This window comes from Streptomyces longispororuber (assembly GCF_014656095.1).
Taxonomy (GTDB): domain Bacteria; phylum Actinomycetota; class Actinomycetes; order Streptomycetales; family Streptomycetaceae; genus Streptomyces; species Streptomyces longispororuber.
This window is the reverse complement of record NZ_BNBT01000005.1, coordinates 125,429-139,854: the sequence shown is the minus strand read 5'-3', so window position 1 is coordinate 139,854 and position 14,426 is coordinate 125,429. Positions and strand designations below refer to the sequence as shown.

11 protein-coding genes are annotated in these 14,426 nt (G+C 75.7%); 4 read left to right on the top strand and 7 right to left on the bottom strand.

All coding sequences use genetic code 11. From position 1 onward, the window contains the following. The 6 genes from IE330_RS03230 to IE330_RS03205 form a co-directional block, all read right to left on the bottom strand. The coding region (locus IE330_RS03230; protein WP_190134274.1) for an ROK family protein at positions 1-996 on the bottom strand (996 nt) is incomplete at its 3' end. Then, entirely contained in the window at positions 993-2,690 is a 1,698-nt protein-coding gene (locus IE330_RS03225; protein ID WP_190134273.1) for a class I mannose-6-phosphate isomerase, read from the bottom strand. The genes IE330_RS03225 and IE330_RS03230, both read right to left, overlap by 4 nt. A 64-nt stretch (positions 2,691-2,754) precedes the next feature. Then, complete coding sequence (locus IE330_RS03220; protein ID WP_190134272.1) at positions 2,755-5,997, bottom strand: glycoside hydrolase family 38 N-terminal domain-containing protein; 3,243 nt, start codon at positions 5,995-5,997, stop codon at positions 2,755-2,757. Positions 5,998-6,105: 108 nt separating this feature from the next. After that, complete coding sequence (locus IE330_RS03215; RefSeq protein WP_190134271.1) at positions 6,106-6,918, bottom strand: carbohydrate ABC transporter permease; 813 nt, start codon at positions 6,916-6,918, stop codon at positions 6,106-6,108. Between the two features lie 9 nt (positions 6,919-6,927). Further along, positions 6,928-7,908: a carbohydrate ABC transporter permease gene (locus tag IE330_RS03210; RefSeq protein ID WP_373314547.1), complete on the bottom strand. Its 981-nt coding sequence runs from the start codon at positions 7,906-7,908 to the stop codon at positions 6,928-6,930. Between the two features lie 5 nt (positions 7,909-7,913). Then, entirely contained in the window at positions 7,914-9,248 is a 1,335-nt protein-coding gene (locus IE330_RS03205; protein WP_190134269.1) for an ABC transporter substrate-binding protein, read from the bottom strand. A 622-nt stretch (positions 9,249-9,870) separates the two neighbouring features. Here IE330_RS03205 and IE330_RS03200 point away from each other — a divergent pair. The 4 genes from IE330_RS03200 (at position 9,871) to IE330_RS03185 (ending at position 12,578) form a co-directional block, all read left to right on the top strand. Further along, the gene (locus tag IE330_RS03200) at positions 9,871-10,503 is read left to right on the top strand and encodes a LysE family transporter (RefSeq protein WP_190134268.1); all 633 of its coding nucleotides are present in this window, start codon (positions 9,871-9,873) and stop codon (positions 10,501-10,503) included. Positions 10,504-10,567: 64 nt separating this feature from the next. Continuing rightward, entirely contained in the window at positions 10,568-11,194 is a 627-nt protein-coding gene (locus tag IE330_RS03195; RefSeq protein WP_190134267.1) for a DUF6629 family protein, read from the top strand. A gap of 164 nt (positions 11,195-11,358) precedes the next feature. Continuing rightward, complete coding sequence (locus IE330_RS03190) at positions 11,359-12,087, top strand: SDR family oxidoreductase (protein WP_190134266.1); 729 nt, start codon at positions 11,359-11,361, stop codon at positions 12,085-12,087. Between the two features lie 104 nt (positions 12,088-12,191). Beyond that, positions 12,192-12,578, top strand: a complete 387-nt coding sequence (locus IE330_RS03185) for a tautomerase family protein (protein WP_190134265.1) — start codon at positions 12,192-12,194, stop codon at positions 12,576-12,578. Positions 12,579-12,629: 51 nt separating this feature from the next. Here IE330_RS03185 and gpmI read toward each other — a convergent pair whose 3' ends face one another. Further along, entirely contained in the window at positions 12,630-14,090 is a 1,461-nt protein-coding gene (gene gpmI / locus IE330_RS03180; protein WP_190134264.1) for a 2,3-bisphosphoglycerate-independent phosphoglycerate mutase, read from the bottom strand. Positions 14,091-14,426 lie beyond the last annotated feature (336 nt).

Genomic DNA, 14,426 nt, shown 5'->3' with positions numbered 1-14,426 from the left:
CGCGGTCACCGGGTTGGGGGCGCCCTCCAGCAGGGCCTCCGCCACGGCCGCGTAGTAGGCGGGGTAGTCGCCCGGGACGGTCGGCACGGGGTGCCCGCCGCCGGTCACCGGGGACTCGCCGGAGCCGATGCGGCCCCACAGCTCCTCGGGTTCCGTGCCCCAGCCGGTGCCGGGGCGCAGGCCGTCGCGCAGGGCCGGGCCGACGAGGTCCCAGGACGCGGCCATGCCGCCGCCCACGACGAGCGCCGTGGCGCCGAAGTCCCGTACGTACGGGGCGAGGACCGCGCCGAGGGAGCGTACGGCCTCGTGCAGGACGCGCGCGGCGCGGGGCTCGCCCGCGCGGGCGCGGGCGGCGATGTCGCGGACGTCCGCGCGCGGGTCGCCGTAGCGGGCGAGGAGGGCCCGCCGGGACACGGTCTCCTCCAACGGGCGTCCCGCGACCCGCGTCAGGTCGACGCGGCCGAGCGGCGGCACGCCGGGGCCGTCGCGGCGGACGGCGCCGTCCGCGAGGAAGGCCGAGCCGACGCCCGTGCCGAGGGTGAGGCCGACGCAGCGCCGGTGGCCGCGCCCGGCGCCCGCGTGCCACTCGCCGAGCGCGAAGGCGTGCGCGTCGTTGAGGAACACCACGCCCGCGGGGCGCGGCCGCACCCCGTCGCGCAGCACGGAGCCCACGTCGACGCCGTACAGGGCGGCGAACTTGCCGACGCCGGCAAAGTGCGCGACGCCCCGGTCGTGGTCGAACGGCCCGGGCACCGCCGCGCCCCACCGGGCACCGGGCGGCGCGTCGAGGGCCGTGGCGCAGCGCACCACCTCGCTCAGGACGTGCTCGGCGCTGCCGCCGCCGTCCAGGGCGCGCCGCACCCGGCGCACGACGCGCGCGCCGTCCACGAGGGCGGCCGTGACGTGGGTGCCGCCCAGCTCCAGGACGGGCCGCGGGCCCGGTCCCGCGCCGCTGTCCGCGCCGCCGTCCACACCGGGTCCCGCGCCGGGCCTCATGGCCGCACCGCCCCGGCGGCCGGGCGGACCAGTGCCTTGACGACCCGGGCGGGGCCGTCGGGCGCGGCGATCCGGTAGGGGCCGACCGCCGCGGGGACCGTGAGCGTCTCGGCGCCCGCCAGCGGGTGCCGGTCGCCCGCGGCCGTGCGGAGCTCCACGCCCGCGCCCTCCACCACGTTCAGGACGTGGAAGCGCCCGGCGGTGTCGTCGTCCGCCACGGCGCCGGCGTCCAGGCACCACCGCCGCACCTCGTAGAACATCTCCGGCAGGGCGCCAAGAAGTTCCTCGCGCCGGCCGGGGCCGGAGCGCAGCACGCGCGGCTCCTGGACGAGGTCGCGGGTGACGGCGGCGCCGCGCCGCGCGGTGTCCAGGTTGGCCAGGCCGTGCTCGTAGGGCAGCGGGCGCGGCCTGCCGTCGGCGTCGGGGCGCAGCCAGTCGTAGAAGCGCAGGCTGTACAGGTAGGGCGTGGCGCTGATCTCCAGGACGAGGTTGCCGGCGCCGCTGGCGTGCGGGGTGCCTGCGGGGATGAGGAAGAGGCGGCCCCGGTCGGCGGGGAAGGTCTGGACGTGGTCCTCGGGGTCCATGGGCACGCCGTCCTTGGCGGACTTCTCGACCTGCTTGCGGAAGAGATCGACGTCGGCGTCCTCGCGCAGCCCCAGGAAGACGCGCGCGCCGGGGCCGCCGAGCGTCACGTAGTACGACTCGTGCTGGGTGTACGGCCAGCCGAAGCGTTCCCGCATGTACGCCTCGCGCGGGTGGCAGTGCAGGGACAGGTTGCCGCCGCCGACGGTGTCGAGGTAGTCGAAGCGGATCGGGAAGGACGTGCCGAAGCGGGCGTGCGCCTCGGCGCCGAGCATCTCGTGCGGGTGCAGGACGCACAGGAGCTGGAAGGGGATCTCGGCCTGGAGGTCCGGTCCGGTGCCGACGAGGACGCCCGCTTCCGGGGCGATGAGTTCGTAGCCGAGGGCGGTGTTGCGGGCCTCCGGGTTGAAGCCGAGCGCGCGCTGCGCCCAGTGGCCGCCCCAGGGCGTGGAGTTGAAGTACGGGCGGGTGCGCACCGGCCCGCGGGCGAGGGCGGCGAGGGTGGCGCGCAGGCCGTCGCCGTCGAGCAGGACGGGCCGGTCGGGGTCCTGGACGTCGAGCCAGGCGTCGACGCGCGGGGCGAGGGCGTCGCGGTGCCGGTCGAGGACGGGCCAGTCGGTGTAGAAGAGCCGGCGCAGGTCGGGCACCTCGCCGGGCAGGCCGAGGTTGCGGCCGGTGCCCGCGGCGACCGCGGCCTCCGCGTAGCGCTTGGGCACGTCGGCGTACCACAGCACGTCGTGCGCGACGAGGGAGGCGCCGGGGCCGTGCACGAGCAGCAGGCCGGCCGACGGCGGCCGCGGGTCGGGGAGCGCGTCGAAGAAGTCGCTGAGGGGGTTGGCGGCGAGCCTGCGGTAGTACGGGTCCTCGGTGCCGTCGTCGGTGCGGCGGCGCACGGTGGCGGGCGGCGCGTGGTGCGCGCGCACGTCGAGGGTCCGTACGGGTGCGCCGTGGTGCTCGGCGAGGCGGGCGGCCAGGCGGGTGAAGTCCACGGACGGGGGCCCCTCCACCGCCACCGTCCGTGGGGTCCGGGGCAGGTGCGCGGCCACGGCGGGCCAGCCGGCGGCCATCACGGCCCCGGGCGCGGGGCCGTAGCGCGGGTCGAGCCGGTACACACGTTCTCCTCACCGTCGCGACAGGCGTCGTGGTGGTGCGGGGCCGCTGGGGCCCCGGGCGCGGTCAGGGGCGTTCGAGCAGCACCGCCGCCGTGCCGAGGGCGGGCACGGCGACGCTCACCTCCCCGCCCGCCAGCGGGAGCCGCTCGCCGCGGCCGCCCAGGTAGCCCGCCCGGTACGCGGCCCGGGCGGCGAAGCCGAGGCGCAGGCGGCACGTCACCCGCTCCTCGGCGAAGGACTGGAGCCGCAGCAGGGTCTCCCCCGCCCGGGGCGTGGTGGCGCCGACCAGCCGGAGGCGGGGGTCGTCCAGGGTGAGGAAGCAGTGCGAGACCGGGGCGTCCCCCCGTGCGCCCCGGGCCCGCACCGCCCGCAGCGGCCTGCTCCACGCCGCCGCCGTCCGGGTCCCGAGCCCGGTCGCCGTCGGTCCGCACGCGACGCTGTAGCGGAACGTGAACTCGAACCCCTGCTCGCTCGGGAAGTTGGTGTCCCACAGGTTGTTGTGGATCCAGGAGAAGACGGTGGCGGGCTCGTCGTGGCCGAGGGTCTTGGGGAACGGCGCGTAGGGCAGCGCGATGTTGCCGAACTGCACGAGCGGCGCGTCCTGCGTGGCCCAGGCGACGGCGTGCCCGTCCCGCTCGAGCGTCACCCAGCGGCGTACGGCCCGCATGTGCGGCGCGGACCCCGGCACCACCGGCAGGCCGGTGCCGGTGACCCCGCCGGAGGCCTCCATCCGCACGACGGGGTCCTCGACGGCGAAGGGGAAGGCGAAGTAGGCGCTCTCCTTGCCCAGGGTGCGGTCCTTGTCGAGGCGGTTCTCGATGTCGAGCCGGGCGACGCCGCACGGCAGGGTCAGGGTGACGCGCAGCCGGTTGGCGCCGAGGGGGCGGGTCTCGTAGGTGACCGACTCCGCGACCGCCGTGGAGCGGCGGGCGACGAGCGCGGCGGGCGGGGCGACGGCGCGCCGTCCGAGGTGCTCCAGGCGCTCGGAGGCGGTGGTGCGGCTGGAGTTGTGGTTGAAGGCCCCTGCGGTGGTGTAGCTGTCGTGGATGTACGCGTTGAAGCCGGTGATCGCGTGCGGGCGGACGAGGTCGCGGCCGGTCGCCTTGTCGACGACGGAGGCCACGCAGGCGTGCGCGAGGTCGACGCGGACGGCGAGGTACTCGTTCTCCAGGAGCGTCGGGTCGGGGTGGGCGGCCGCGCGGGCGGCGCTCTCGGCGGGGTCCTCGCGCTCGTGGGAGCCGGTGGGGTTCCACCCGGTGGCGGCCTTGACGGCGGCGGGCGCCCCGGGCCGCTCGTCCCGCACGGCGCCGTCCCGCACGGCGCCGTCCCGCACGATGCCGTCCCGCCGGGCGCCGTCCCGCACGGTGTCAGCTCGTACGGTCTCGGCCCGTACGTCGAGGCGCACCGTCCCGGCGGAGGGCACGTCGTCCACGCGGACCAGCAGGAAGCGGCCCGCGTCGCGGTGGTCGTCGTTGGTCTGCGGCCGCTCCTCGTGGTCCAGGCGGTGTCCGTCGCGGGCGTCGTGCACGCTCACCCGCCGGTCCAGGGGCGCGGTGCTCTCCGGCAGGAAGATCCGTACGACGTCGGTGCGCGGCCAGGAGCAGGTGTTCACCACGTGGTACGTGGCGACGGCGCCGTCGGCGGCGGCGAGGCGCTGGCCGAGCCGGGCCCCGGCCCGGTGCAGCAGGGACCGGCCGTCGTCGTGGGCGCGCAGGGCCTGACCGTACTTCCAGTGCCACTGGTGCTCGCCGGAGTGGCCGCCCTCGTCGCCGTGGGTCCACGGGTCGCCGGCGCCCCAGGTGTGCTCGTCGAAGAGCGACACCGCCTCGTACACCCCGGCGGCGTCGCGCGTGTCGTCCTCGGCCCCCGTGGCGTCGAGGAAGGACGCGAACGCGCCGATGGTCTGGGCGTCGGCGACCTCGGCCTGGGCGGTGCGGGCGAGGGCCAGCGGGCGGGCGCCCGCGCCGACGCCGTCCACCCACCAGTCGGCCCAGTCGCCCTCGAAGGTGCGGATGCCGTCGCCGAGCCGGGCCTCGGCGTCGCGGAAGAAGTCCTCGTTGCGGGACAGGCGCAGGCGCGGGTGGGCCCAGGTGTCGTTCCAGCGCCGTACGGTGTCGGCGATGACGCGGCGCGGCGGCGCGTTGTCGCCGAACTTCCCCTGTACGCGCAGGTGCAGCACGTCCCACGGGTAGGGCTCGCGCTTGACCTCCGCCCGGTCCACGGCCCAGCCGAAGATCCCGCCGTCGTAGGGGTAGGGGCGCGTGGCCAGGGCGGTGAGGTAGGCGGGCAGCAGGTCGTCGACGTCGGCGTACGCGGTGTCGAAGCCGAGCAGCGGGCCCTCCATGTAGGCCAGGCCGTGCGGGGTGTCGGTGACCCACACCAGGACGCTGTTGCCGCTGGGGCCGCGCCAGCGGAACAGGCGGGGCAGCTTCTCGCCGCCCACCAGGTGCGGCACCGAGCGCCCGGCCCAGTTGTGCGCCACCGACAGGTAGCGCACGCCCGCCTGCGCGAGGGCGTCGACGAGGCCGACGACCGCGCCGGGCACGTCGGTCTGCATCGCGGCGGTCAGGGCGACGCCGTGGCGGGCGCGCACGTCGTGGGCGAGGCGCAGCAGTTCGTGCAGCTCGTCCGTGGAGCAGGTCTCGGTGTGCAGGTTGAACGGCAGCGCCGTCAGCTCGATGCGGCCCTCCCGCACCCGGCGCATCAGCTCCTCGACCTGCTCGGCGGGGCGCGCGTCGGCCCACTGCCGGAAGGACCACAGGGACTCCACGCACCACCGGAAGCGGGAGTCGGGCGGCCAGTCGTCGGTCGCCCGGGTCAACTCCAGGCACGAGTCGAGGAACGACAGGTGCTCGGCGAGGACCTGGCCCTGGGGGTCGGTGTAGCCGATGTCGAGGTGCGAGTGGTGCACGAGGTGCACCGTCCACCGGCGCTGCGGGGTGAGCCGGGCGCCGATGCCGTCCGCCGCCGCGCCGGGCAGGCCCACGGTGAGCCGCGTCGGCGCCTCCACGGCGGGCACGAGCAGCCGCACCCCGCCGCCGGGCCCGGGCGCGCGCTCGGCCCGCACGGCCGTGCCCGACTCCGTGCGTACCTCCAACTCCCGCGGTACGTCGGTGCCGTTGACGGGGTCGACCCGCAGGGACTGGAGCAGGGTGCCGTCGGCCGCGTGGCGCAGCAGGGGTTCCTCGGTGAGGCGCAGTGCGGTGCCGCCGAGGGTGCCCTCGGCGGTGACCACGCCGGAGCGCAGGGCGGCGCGGACGCGGTCGTTGTCCCAGTCGGTGGTGCGGACCAGGGCCCGTGTGGTCATGCGGATCTCCCCGGGTACGTACGGACGGTCGGCGGAGGGGCGGACGGACGGGTCGGCGGGCGGACGGTACGGACGGGTCGGCGGACGGCGGACCGGCGGTACGGGCGGTCAGCGGACGGACGCGGTGACGCCCCGCAGGAACAGGCCGCGGAACAGCAGGAAGAGCACGAGCGTGGGCACGGACACGACGAGGGCGCCCGCGAGGATCACGGGCGGGCCGCTGGAGGCGTAGGTGGCGCGGAGCGTGGCGAGGGACGCCATGACGGGCTGGACGTCGCCGCTGCGGCTGAGGGTGAGGCCGAGCAGCAGGTCGTTCCAGACGGCGGTGAACTGGAAGAGGAAGGCCGCGCCGAGCCCGGCGCGCAGCAGCGGCACGTGGACGCGCCAGAAGATGCGGCGGAAGGAGGCGCCGTCGATCAGGGCGGCCTCGGTCAGCTCGGGCGGCATCGTGGTCATCTGGTTGCGGATGAGGAAGAACGCGAACGGCACGGCCCAGGCGACGTACACGAGCATCAGGCCGATCCGGGTGTCGTACAGGCCGGTGTCCGCGTACAGGCCGAAGAGCGGCGCGAGGAAGATCTGGAGCGGGAACAGGGTGCCGGAGTAGATCAGCCAGAACCAGAACGCGGGCCGCGGGATCGGCAGGACCACCACCGCGAAGGCCGCCGTGGCGGCGACGAGCACCGCGACCAGGCCGCAGACGGTGGCGTACAGGAGGGAGGCCTGGAAGCTGTCGCCGATCCGGGCCTCCTTCCAGGCCGTCCCGACGTTGTCGGCGAGCGCGAAGCCCTGGAGGGTCCAGTCGGGCTCGCCGCGGTAGTCGGCGGCGGGGGTGAGCGCGTTGACGACGAGGAGGTACAGCGGCAGCAGCCAGAGCGCGACGCACCCGGCGACGAAGACGTGGCGTGCGGTGCGGCCCATGGCGTCCCCCTAGGCCTTCGCCCAGCCCGTGTCGGGCATCTGGCGGCGCAGGTACAGCCACGAGGAGGCGACGACGACCACGGACAGGACCAGGGCTATCGCGGAGCCGTAGCCGACGTGGAAGAGGCGGAACGTCTCGCGGTACATGGTCAGGGCGAGGGTCTCGGAGGAGCGGGACGGGCCGCCCTGGGTGAGGATCCAGATCATGTCGAATGCCTTCAGACTGTTGACGATGGCCATGCCGACCACGACGACGGTCACGGCGCGCAGGTGCGGGAGCGTGATGTGGCGGAACATGCGCCAGCCGCTCGCGCCGTCGAGCTGGGCGGCCTCGACGGTGTCGCGGGGCAGGGCGCGCAGGCCGATGGCGAAGAGCACCACGTTCAGGCCGGTGGCCTGCCAGGTGCTCGCGACGATCAGCGCCAGGGTGTTCTGCGGCCACTCCAGGAGCCAGGCCTGCGCCCAGGAGTCGAGGCCGACGGCGCGCAGGGCCTGGTTGACGGCGCCGTCGGAGGACAGCATGAAGTACCACAGGGCCGCGGTCGCGGTACCGGAGATCGCGAAGGGCAGCACGATCACCAGTTGGGCGGCGCCGCCCCAGCGCAGCCGGTGCGTGGCCACCGCGATGACGAGACCGGCGAGCACCGGCAGGAGCAGCGTCCCGGCCACCCACAGCAGGGTGTTGAGCAGGGAGCGGCCGAAGACGGGGTCGTCGGCGAGCCGGGCGTAGTTGTCGAGGCCGGTGAACTCGCTGGTGAAGCCGTTGTCCTCGAAGAAGCTGCCGTAGACGCTGCGGGCGAACGGGTACACCAGCAGGACGCCGACGAAGGCGAACGCGGGCAGCGCCCAGGGCAGCGCGGCGAGCGGGCCGCCGAGCCGGGCGCCGGGGCGCACGGCCTGGTGGGGGCCGCGTACGGGGACGCGGCGGCGGGCACGCGGCGGGCGCGGCGCCCGGGCGTCGGGCGCGGGCGGTCCCGCGGGGGTCACCATCTCGGTCATGTCTCGGCCGCCTCCCGCCACACCTGCCAGGCGTCGTCGGCGCGGTCCTGCATGGTGCGCAGCACCTTCCGGTACGAGGACGGGTTCAGCAGGAAGCCGGCGAGGTCGTCCACGGTGGCCTCGACGAGTTCGGGCGGGCCCTGCTCCCAGAAGCGGTTGAGCAGCCACAGCCTCTCGCCGCGCACCTTCTTCTGGAGTCCGGCGATCACCGGGTTGGCGGGCGCGACCGCGGGGTTGGGGCAGCCGTCCTGGAGGGTGTCCGCGAACGCCTTCATCACGGCCGGGTGCAGCCAGGCGCGGGCCGCGCGCACGGCCTCGTCGTGGTCGGGGCCCTTGACGGTGGCGACGAGGGCGCTGGACTCGAAGACGACGCTGGGGCGGGCCGCGGGCTCGGCCATCGGCAGCACGAAGGCGCCCACGTTCCTGCCGGGCTCGCCGCCCGCGGCGGCCAGCGTGGAGCCGAGCCAGGTGCCGCACGGCACCATGCCGACCTCGCCGTGGACCAGGGCCGCGGCGGCGTCGACGTGGTTCATGTCCATGGGCGTGAACCAGTCGTCGTCGAAGAACGAGACCAGGGTGCGCAGGGCGCGTTCGGCACGCGGATCGGTGTAGCGGGCGCGGCCGTTCATCAGGTCCTGGTAGAAGCGCGGGTCCTGGCGGGTGAGGATCTCCTGGAACCAGATGAAGGAGGGCCAGCGGCCGTCGGCGGTGCCGTGCAGCGGGGTGACGCCGTTGCGCTTGAGCCGGGCGCAGGCGGCGAGGAAGTCGGCCCAGGTGCGCGGGGGTTCCAGGCCGTGCTCGGCGAACACCTCGGGGTTGTGGAAGAACACCCAGTACGCGAGGTTCATGGGCAGGCCGTGGACGCGGCCCCGGTCGGCGAACGCGGCCCGCAGCGAGGGGTCGGCCCACCCCTTGCGCACGGCGGCCTCCCACGCGGCGGTCAGGTCGACGGTGCCGCCGGTGCGGGCGAGGTCCTTGAGGCGGTAGCCGGACCAGTACTTGAGCAGGTCCGGGGTCTTGCGGGTCCGCAGCGAGGACTTGACCACCTGCTCGAAGGACTCCAGGAGCGGGTTGACCTCCGGGACCAGGCTCAGCCCCGCCACCTCGCGCATGGCCTTCCCGGCGGCGGTCATGGGCCCGGCCCAGGCGGCGCTGTCCCCGAACACGGCGACCTTGCCGCGGGGTTGGCCGCCGTCGGTGCCGCAGCCGACGGCCAGGGTTCCGGTGACGGCGGCGGCGACGCCTCCGGCCAGCAGGGTCCGGCGGGCCGGGCCGCGAAGCCCGGCCGGGGCGGCCGGTGCGGTGCGCGCGGTGGACGTGGTGCCTGACATGGGCGGCCCCCAGGTGGGTCCCGAGTGTGCCGTACGAGCGGTGTGTGCCGGGCGTGCTGTGTGTGCTGGGCGTGCTGTGTGTGCGGGGCGTCTGCCCGGGGGGCGTCCCCTGGCCCGGTGTTAGCGTTAACACGAGCGTGACGGAGCGTCGCGGCGCGGGGAACGGATGTCAAGGGGCGGCGCGGAGTCGGGGCCGTACAGGGCAGCGCGCACCGGGGTACCCCTGGACGTGGCATACACATGACGCCGGACCGTGTGGAACGCGGTGCGCAGCGCGAACAGGACGAGACGCGCAGGGCGCTCTGGACGAACGGTGTGGGGCCGTGCCGGACAGGTCCCGCAGGGGCGACGGATACAGGTGGCGCAGGGGCTTCGGTACGGCGTGCGGGGAGTGTCCACGTGAGGGGGCGGGCGGGCCCGGGTGTCCCACGCCGGGCGGGCCCCGAGGGCGGCGCGAGGTGCGGACGGGGGAAATTCGGTTGCCCGGGCGGAGGCCCGGGCCGCACGCTCGGCCCATGCTCATCGTCACGACGCCCGCCCCGCTGCCCCTCGCCCCCGCCGGCCGTCCGGCGCCCGGGCGACAGCAGCCCGGCCGTCCGCGGAGGCCGACGCCGCGACCGCGGTGACCGGCCACCTGGTCGCGGGCCTCGTCGCCGGGTACGGCATCGCCGTACCGGTCGGGGCGGTCGCGACCTACCTGGTGGCGCTCACCGCCCGCACCTCGCTGCGCGTCGGTGCCTCCGCCGCGCTGGGCGTGGCGACCGCGGACGGGCTGTACGCGCTGGTGGCCACGGTCGCGGGCGCCGCCGCGGCCCGGGTCGTGGCACCGGCCGTCGGCCCGCTGCGCCTGCTCTCCGCGGCGGGCCTGGTGTTCCTGGCCGCGCGCGCGGCCCGCGCGGCGGCGGTCCGGTACCGCGACCCCGGGGAGGCCGCCGCGCCCCGCGCCGCGCACCCGCCGACCCCGGCCCGCGCGTACGCCACCTTCCTGGGCATCACCCTCCTGAACCCGATGACCGTGGTGTACTTCGCCGCGCTCGTCGTCGGCACCGGGACCGGCGCGGAGCCGGACCGCCTGGGCCAGGCGGTCTTCACCGGCGCCGCCTTCGCGGCGTCCGCCAGTTGGCAACTGCTGCTCGCGGGCGGCGGGGCGCTCCTGGGCCGCGCCCTGACCGGCCGCCGGGGCCGTCTGGTCACGGCGCTCACGTCGAGCGCGGTGATCACGGCGCTCGCGGCGCACCTGCTGGCCGGCGCCTGAAGGCCCGGCCGGGAGCGCCCCGGTCGACGCGCTCCCGCGGCGCGGCGGTCGTACCGTTGCTGCCATGTGCTGGAGCGCCACGGCCGACCTGGTCGCGGGCACGGGCATCGCGGCCGTGGGGGTCGCCGCGGTGACCCTGGCGGCCCGCCGCCCCCGTGACCTGCCGCTGGCCGCGCTGCCGCTCCTGCTGGGGTGCCACCAGATCACCGAGGCCGCGGTCTGGCGCGCCGGGGGCGGCACCGGGCCCGCCACGGTCGCCTGGGCCGTCGTCGAGCTGCCGCTGCACGCGCTGTGGGTGCCGGTGGCCGTGCTGTGCGCCGCGCCGCCGGACGCGCGCCGCCGCCTGCTCGTCCCGCTGGCGGCGGGGGCCGTGACGGCGGCGGTGCTCGCCCACGCGCTGGCCACCCGCACCGTGACGGCCGAGGTCCGGGGGCACACCGTCGGGTACTCCCTGGGGCTGCCGTGGGTGGCCCCCACCGTCGCCGGTTACCTCCTCGCCACCATCGGTTCCCTGCTCCTGTCCGGCGACCGGGGCCTGGTCCTGTTCGGCGCCCTGGTCGCCGTCGGGGCCGCGGTGTCCTTCACGCTGTGGCGGCAGGAGTACGTCTCGACCTGGTGCGCGGCCGCCGCGCTGTGCTCGGTGGTCCTGTTGCTCTGGGTCGCGCGGCGCCGCCCGCGTCCGGAGGGCTGAGGCCCGGCGCCTCGGCGCGACCGGGATTCTGGCGCACCGCACCCCTACCGGACACGGGGGTCCGGCTCTAGGGTCTCCGTCCACAGCGCCGAGGCCGGTCGACCCCGCCGGCCGGTACGGCGACGGAAAGAACGCACGGGTGAGCACTCGGCGAAGGGCACCTCATGAAGTGCGCGGTCATGGGCGGCACCGGCCTGATCGGGTCGCGCGTCGTGGAGAAGCTCACCGCGGCGGGACACGAGGCGGTACCGCACGCGCCGTCCACCGGCGTCGACGTCGTCAGCGGCCGGGGCCTCGACGCCGCCGTGGCGGGGTCCGACGTCCTCGTCGACCTGACGAACTCGCCGACCTTCGACGAGGCCTCCGCGGCCTTCTTCCGGGCCTCCATGGACCACCTCCTCGCCGCGGCGCGGCGCGCCGCCGTCGGCCATTTCGTCGTCCTCTCGATCGTCGGCGTCGACCAGGTGCCGGAACTGGCCTACTACCGGGCCAAGGCGCTCCAGGAGCACCTGCTGGCCACGGGTCCGATCCCCTACTCGATCGTGCGGGCGACGCAGTTCATGGAGTTCATGGACAGCGTGCTGTCCTGGACCACCGACGGCGACACCGTCCGGCTGCCCGCCACACCGGTGCAGCCGATCGCCGCCGATGACGTGGCCGCCGCGGTGGCGGAGGTCGCCGCGGGGCCCCCGCTGCGCGGCATCCGCAACATCGCGGGACCCGACGTCTTCGCCCTGGACGAGCTGGGCCGGCTCACCCTGTCCCGCAGGGGCGACCACCGGACCGTCGTCACGAACCCCGCCGCGGGCATGTTCGCCGCCGTCAAGGGCGACGTCCTCACCGACAGGGACGCCTACTTCGGCCCCACCCGCTACACCGACTGGCTCTCCTGAACCTCGGCGCCCTCGCAAGGTGACCCACGAGGACCTGCGCGCACTCGCCACCCCCCCTCTGTACCTACTAGTATGTACATGCCTGCGACGACAAGGAGTTCCTCATGCCCCTCGTCCGTATCGACGCCCTGCGTGCCGACGCCGAGCGCCTGGACGCACTCGGCCGCGCCGTCCACGACGCCCTGGTGGAGACGCTCGGCATTCCGCCCGACGACCACTTCCAGATCCTCACCGGCCACGACGGCCACCGGAGCACCCTGCGCCACGGCGACTACCTGGGCGTGCGGCGGGACGACGGCATCGTCTACGTGATGATCGTGATGCGCGCGGGGCGGGCGGCCGACCGGAAGCGGGCGCTGTACCGGCGCATCGCCGAGCTGGCGGAGGAGTACGCGGGTACGGAGCCGCGGAACGTCTTCGTCACCGTGGTCGAGAACCAGTCGGCCGACTGGTCGCTCGGCCACGGCGAGGCTCAGTACGCTCCCGGGTGACGGCGGCCCCGTACGGAAGGCCGGACAGCGGTGGGCGGGTGCCGGGTGCGGTCACAGGACGCGGCCGGTCATGCCCGGCGGCGGTGCGACGCCCAGGAGGTCCAGGCACGTCGGCGCGATGTCGCGCAGGTCGCCGGTGCGGGCGAACACGCGGTCGGTGCCCGGCGCCCACAGCGGCACGGGGTTGGCCGTGTGCCGGGTGTGGGGCGTGGTGCCGTCGGCTTCGCGCATACGCTCGCCGTTGCCGTGGTCGGCGGTGATCAGGACGCGGGCGCCGTGGCGGTCCGCCGCCCGCGCGACGGCGCGCAGGCAGCCGTCGACGACCTCGGCGGCCTCGCGTACGGCGGCGTAGGCGCCGGTGTGCCCCACGGTGTCGACGTTGGCGAGGTTCGCCACGACGAAGTGGGCTCCGCCCGACTCCAGTTCACGGACGACGGCGGCGGTGACCTCCCGCGCGGACATCTCGGGGGCCCGGTCGAAACCGGGCACGTCGGTCCTGCTGTCGATCAGGAGGTGCCGCTCGCCCGGCTGGAGGCGCTGCGTGTAGCCGTTGAAGAGGTACGTGACGTGCCCGTACTTCTCCCGCTCCGCGACGTGCAGTTGGGCGAGCCCGGCCCCGGCCACGGCCTGGGCCAGGGTGCCGTCCACCGGCGCCCGGTCGACGACGACGGCCGCCGGGACGTCGTCGCCGTACCGCGTCATCGTGGTCAGGCGGCGGCCGGACGCGGCGAGCGCGGTCGCGAGCTGCCGCAGCCCGTCGGGGCGGAAGTTGGTCATGACGACCTCGTCGCCGGGCGCGACGCGCGGGGCGTCGAGCACGATCGGCCGGAGCTGTTCGTCCGTCGCGCCGCTCCCGTACTGCGCGGCGACCGCGGCGCGCCAGTCGTCGACCGGCCCGGGCCCGGCACCGGTCAGCGCGTCCACGACCAGAGCGGTGCGCTCCAGGCGCCCGGAGCGGTCCATGGCGTAGCGGCGTCCGACGACGGTGGCGATCCGCGCGCCCCTCCGCTCCAGGCGCCCGAGGTCGTCCAGGAGGGAGCGGGCGGGGACGTCCCGGCCGTCGCCGACAGCGTGCAGGACGGTCCGCTCCGCCCACCCGTGCGCCTCCGCCAGGTCGAGCACGGCGGCGATGTGGTCCAGGTGGCCGTGGGCGCCGCCGGTGGAGGCGATGCCGACCACGTGCACGGTGCTGCCCGCGGCCCGGGCCCGGGTGAACACGCCGCCCAGAGCGAGCCGTTCGCGCAGCGTCCCGTCCGCGATCGCGCGGTCGATGACCACGGCGGCCTGGGGGACGGTGCGCCCCGTGCCCATCGTGAGGTGCCCGACCTCGGAGTTGCCGACCTGGCCCGCGGGCAGCCCGACGACGGCGCCGGACGCGTCGAGCAGGGTCGGCGGGGTACGCGCGGCCAGCTCCGCGAGGAACGGCGTGTCCGCCTCCCGCAGGGGGTTGTGCGCACCGTCCGGCGCCCAGCCGAACCCGTCGAGCACCAGCAGCACCAGTCGCGGCCCCACGTCACCCACCCGAAGTCCCCGTTCCTTCGCACCACTTCCGGGCGGGCACACCCGTGCGACCCGACCATGATCATGGAACAGGCTTTCCCACGGCGTTCCGGGCGTCAAGGCAGCCGGGGACACGTGCGTAACGGGCTCCGGCCTGGTGCGGACCGATGCGGCCCGGTCCGGTTCCGTTACGGCCACGTGCCGCCCCACGTGCGGTGTCACGCGTCCGCCCGGCGCGGTCGTGCGTCTCCGCCACCGTCTCCGCCTCCGTACGGTGACGTACGTCTGTTTCCGTACGGTGACATACGCGACGAGGCTGTGACGGACGCCCGCACAACGCCGGTCGGG

Excerpts from the sequence above, each read along its gene's own strand:
- IE330_RS03220 (WP_190134272.1), bottom strand. The coding sequence starts at position 5,997 with ATGACCACACGGGCCCTGGTCCGCACCACCGACTGGGACAACGACCGC.
- IE330_RS03215 (WP_190134271.1), bottom strand. The coding sequence starts at position 6,918 with ATGGGCCGCACCGCACGCCACGTCTTCGTCGCCGGGTGCGTCGCGCTC.
- IE330_RS03210 (WP_373314547.1), bottom strand. The coding sequence starts at position 7,908 with ATGGTGACCCCCGCGGGACCGCCCGCGCCCGACGCCCGGGCGCCGCGC.
- IE330_RS03205 (WP_190134269.1), bottom strand. The coding sequence starts at position 9,248 with ATGTCAGGCACCACGTCCACCGCGCGCACCGCACCGGCCGCCCCGGCC.
- IE330_RS03195 (WP_190134267.1), top strand. The coding sequence starts at position 10,568 with ATGTGCTGGAGCGCCACGGCCGACCTGGTCGCGGGCACGGGCATCGCG.
- IE330_RS03190 (WP_190134266.1), top strand. The coding sequence starts at position 11,359 with ATGAAGTGCGCGGTCATGGGCGGCACCGGCCTGATCGGGTCGCGCGTC.
- IE330_RS03185 (WP_190134265.1), top strand. The coding sequence starts at position 12,192 with ATGCCCCTCGTCCGTATCGACGCCCTGCGTGCCGACGCCGAGCGCCTG.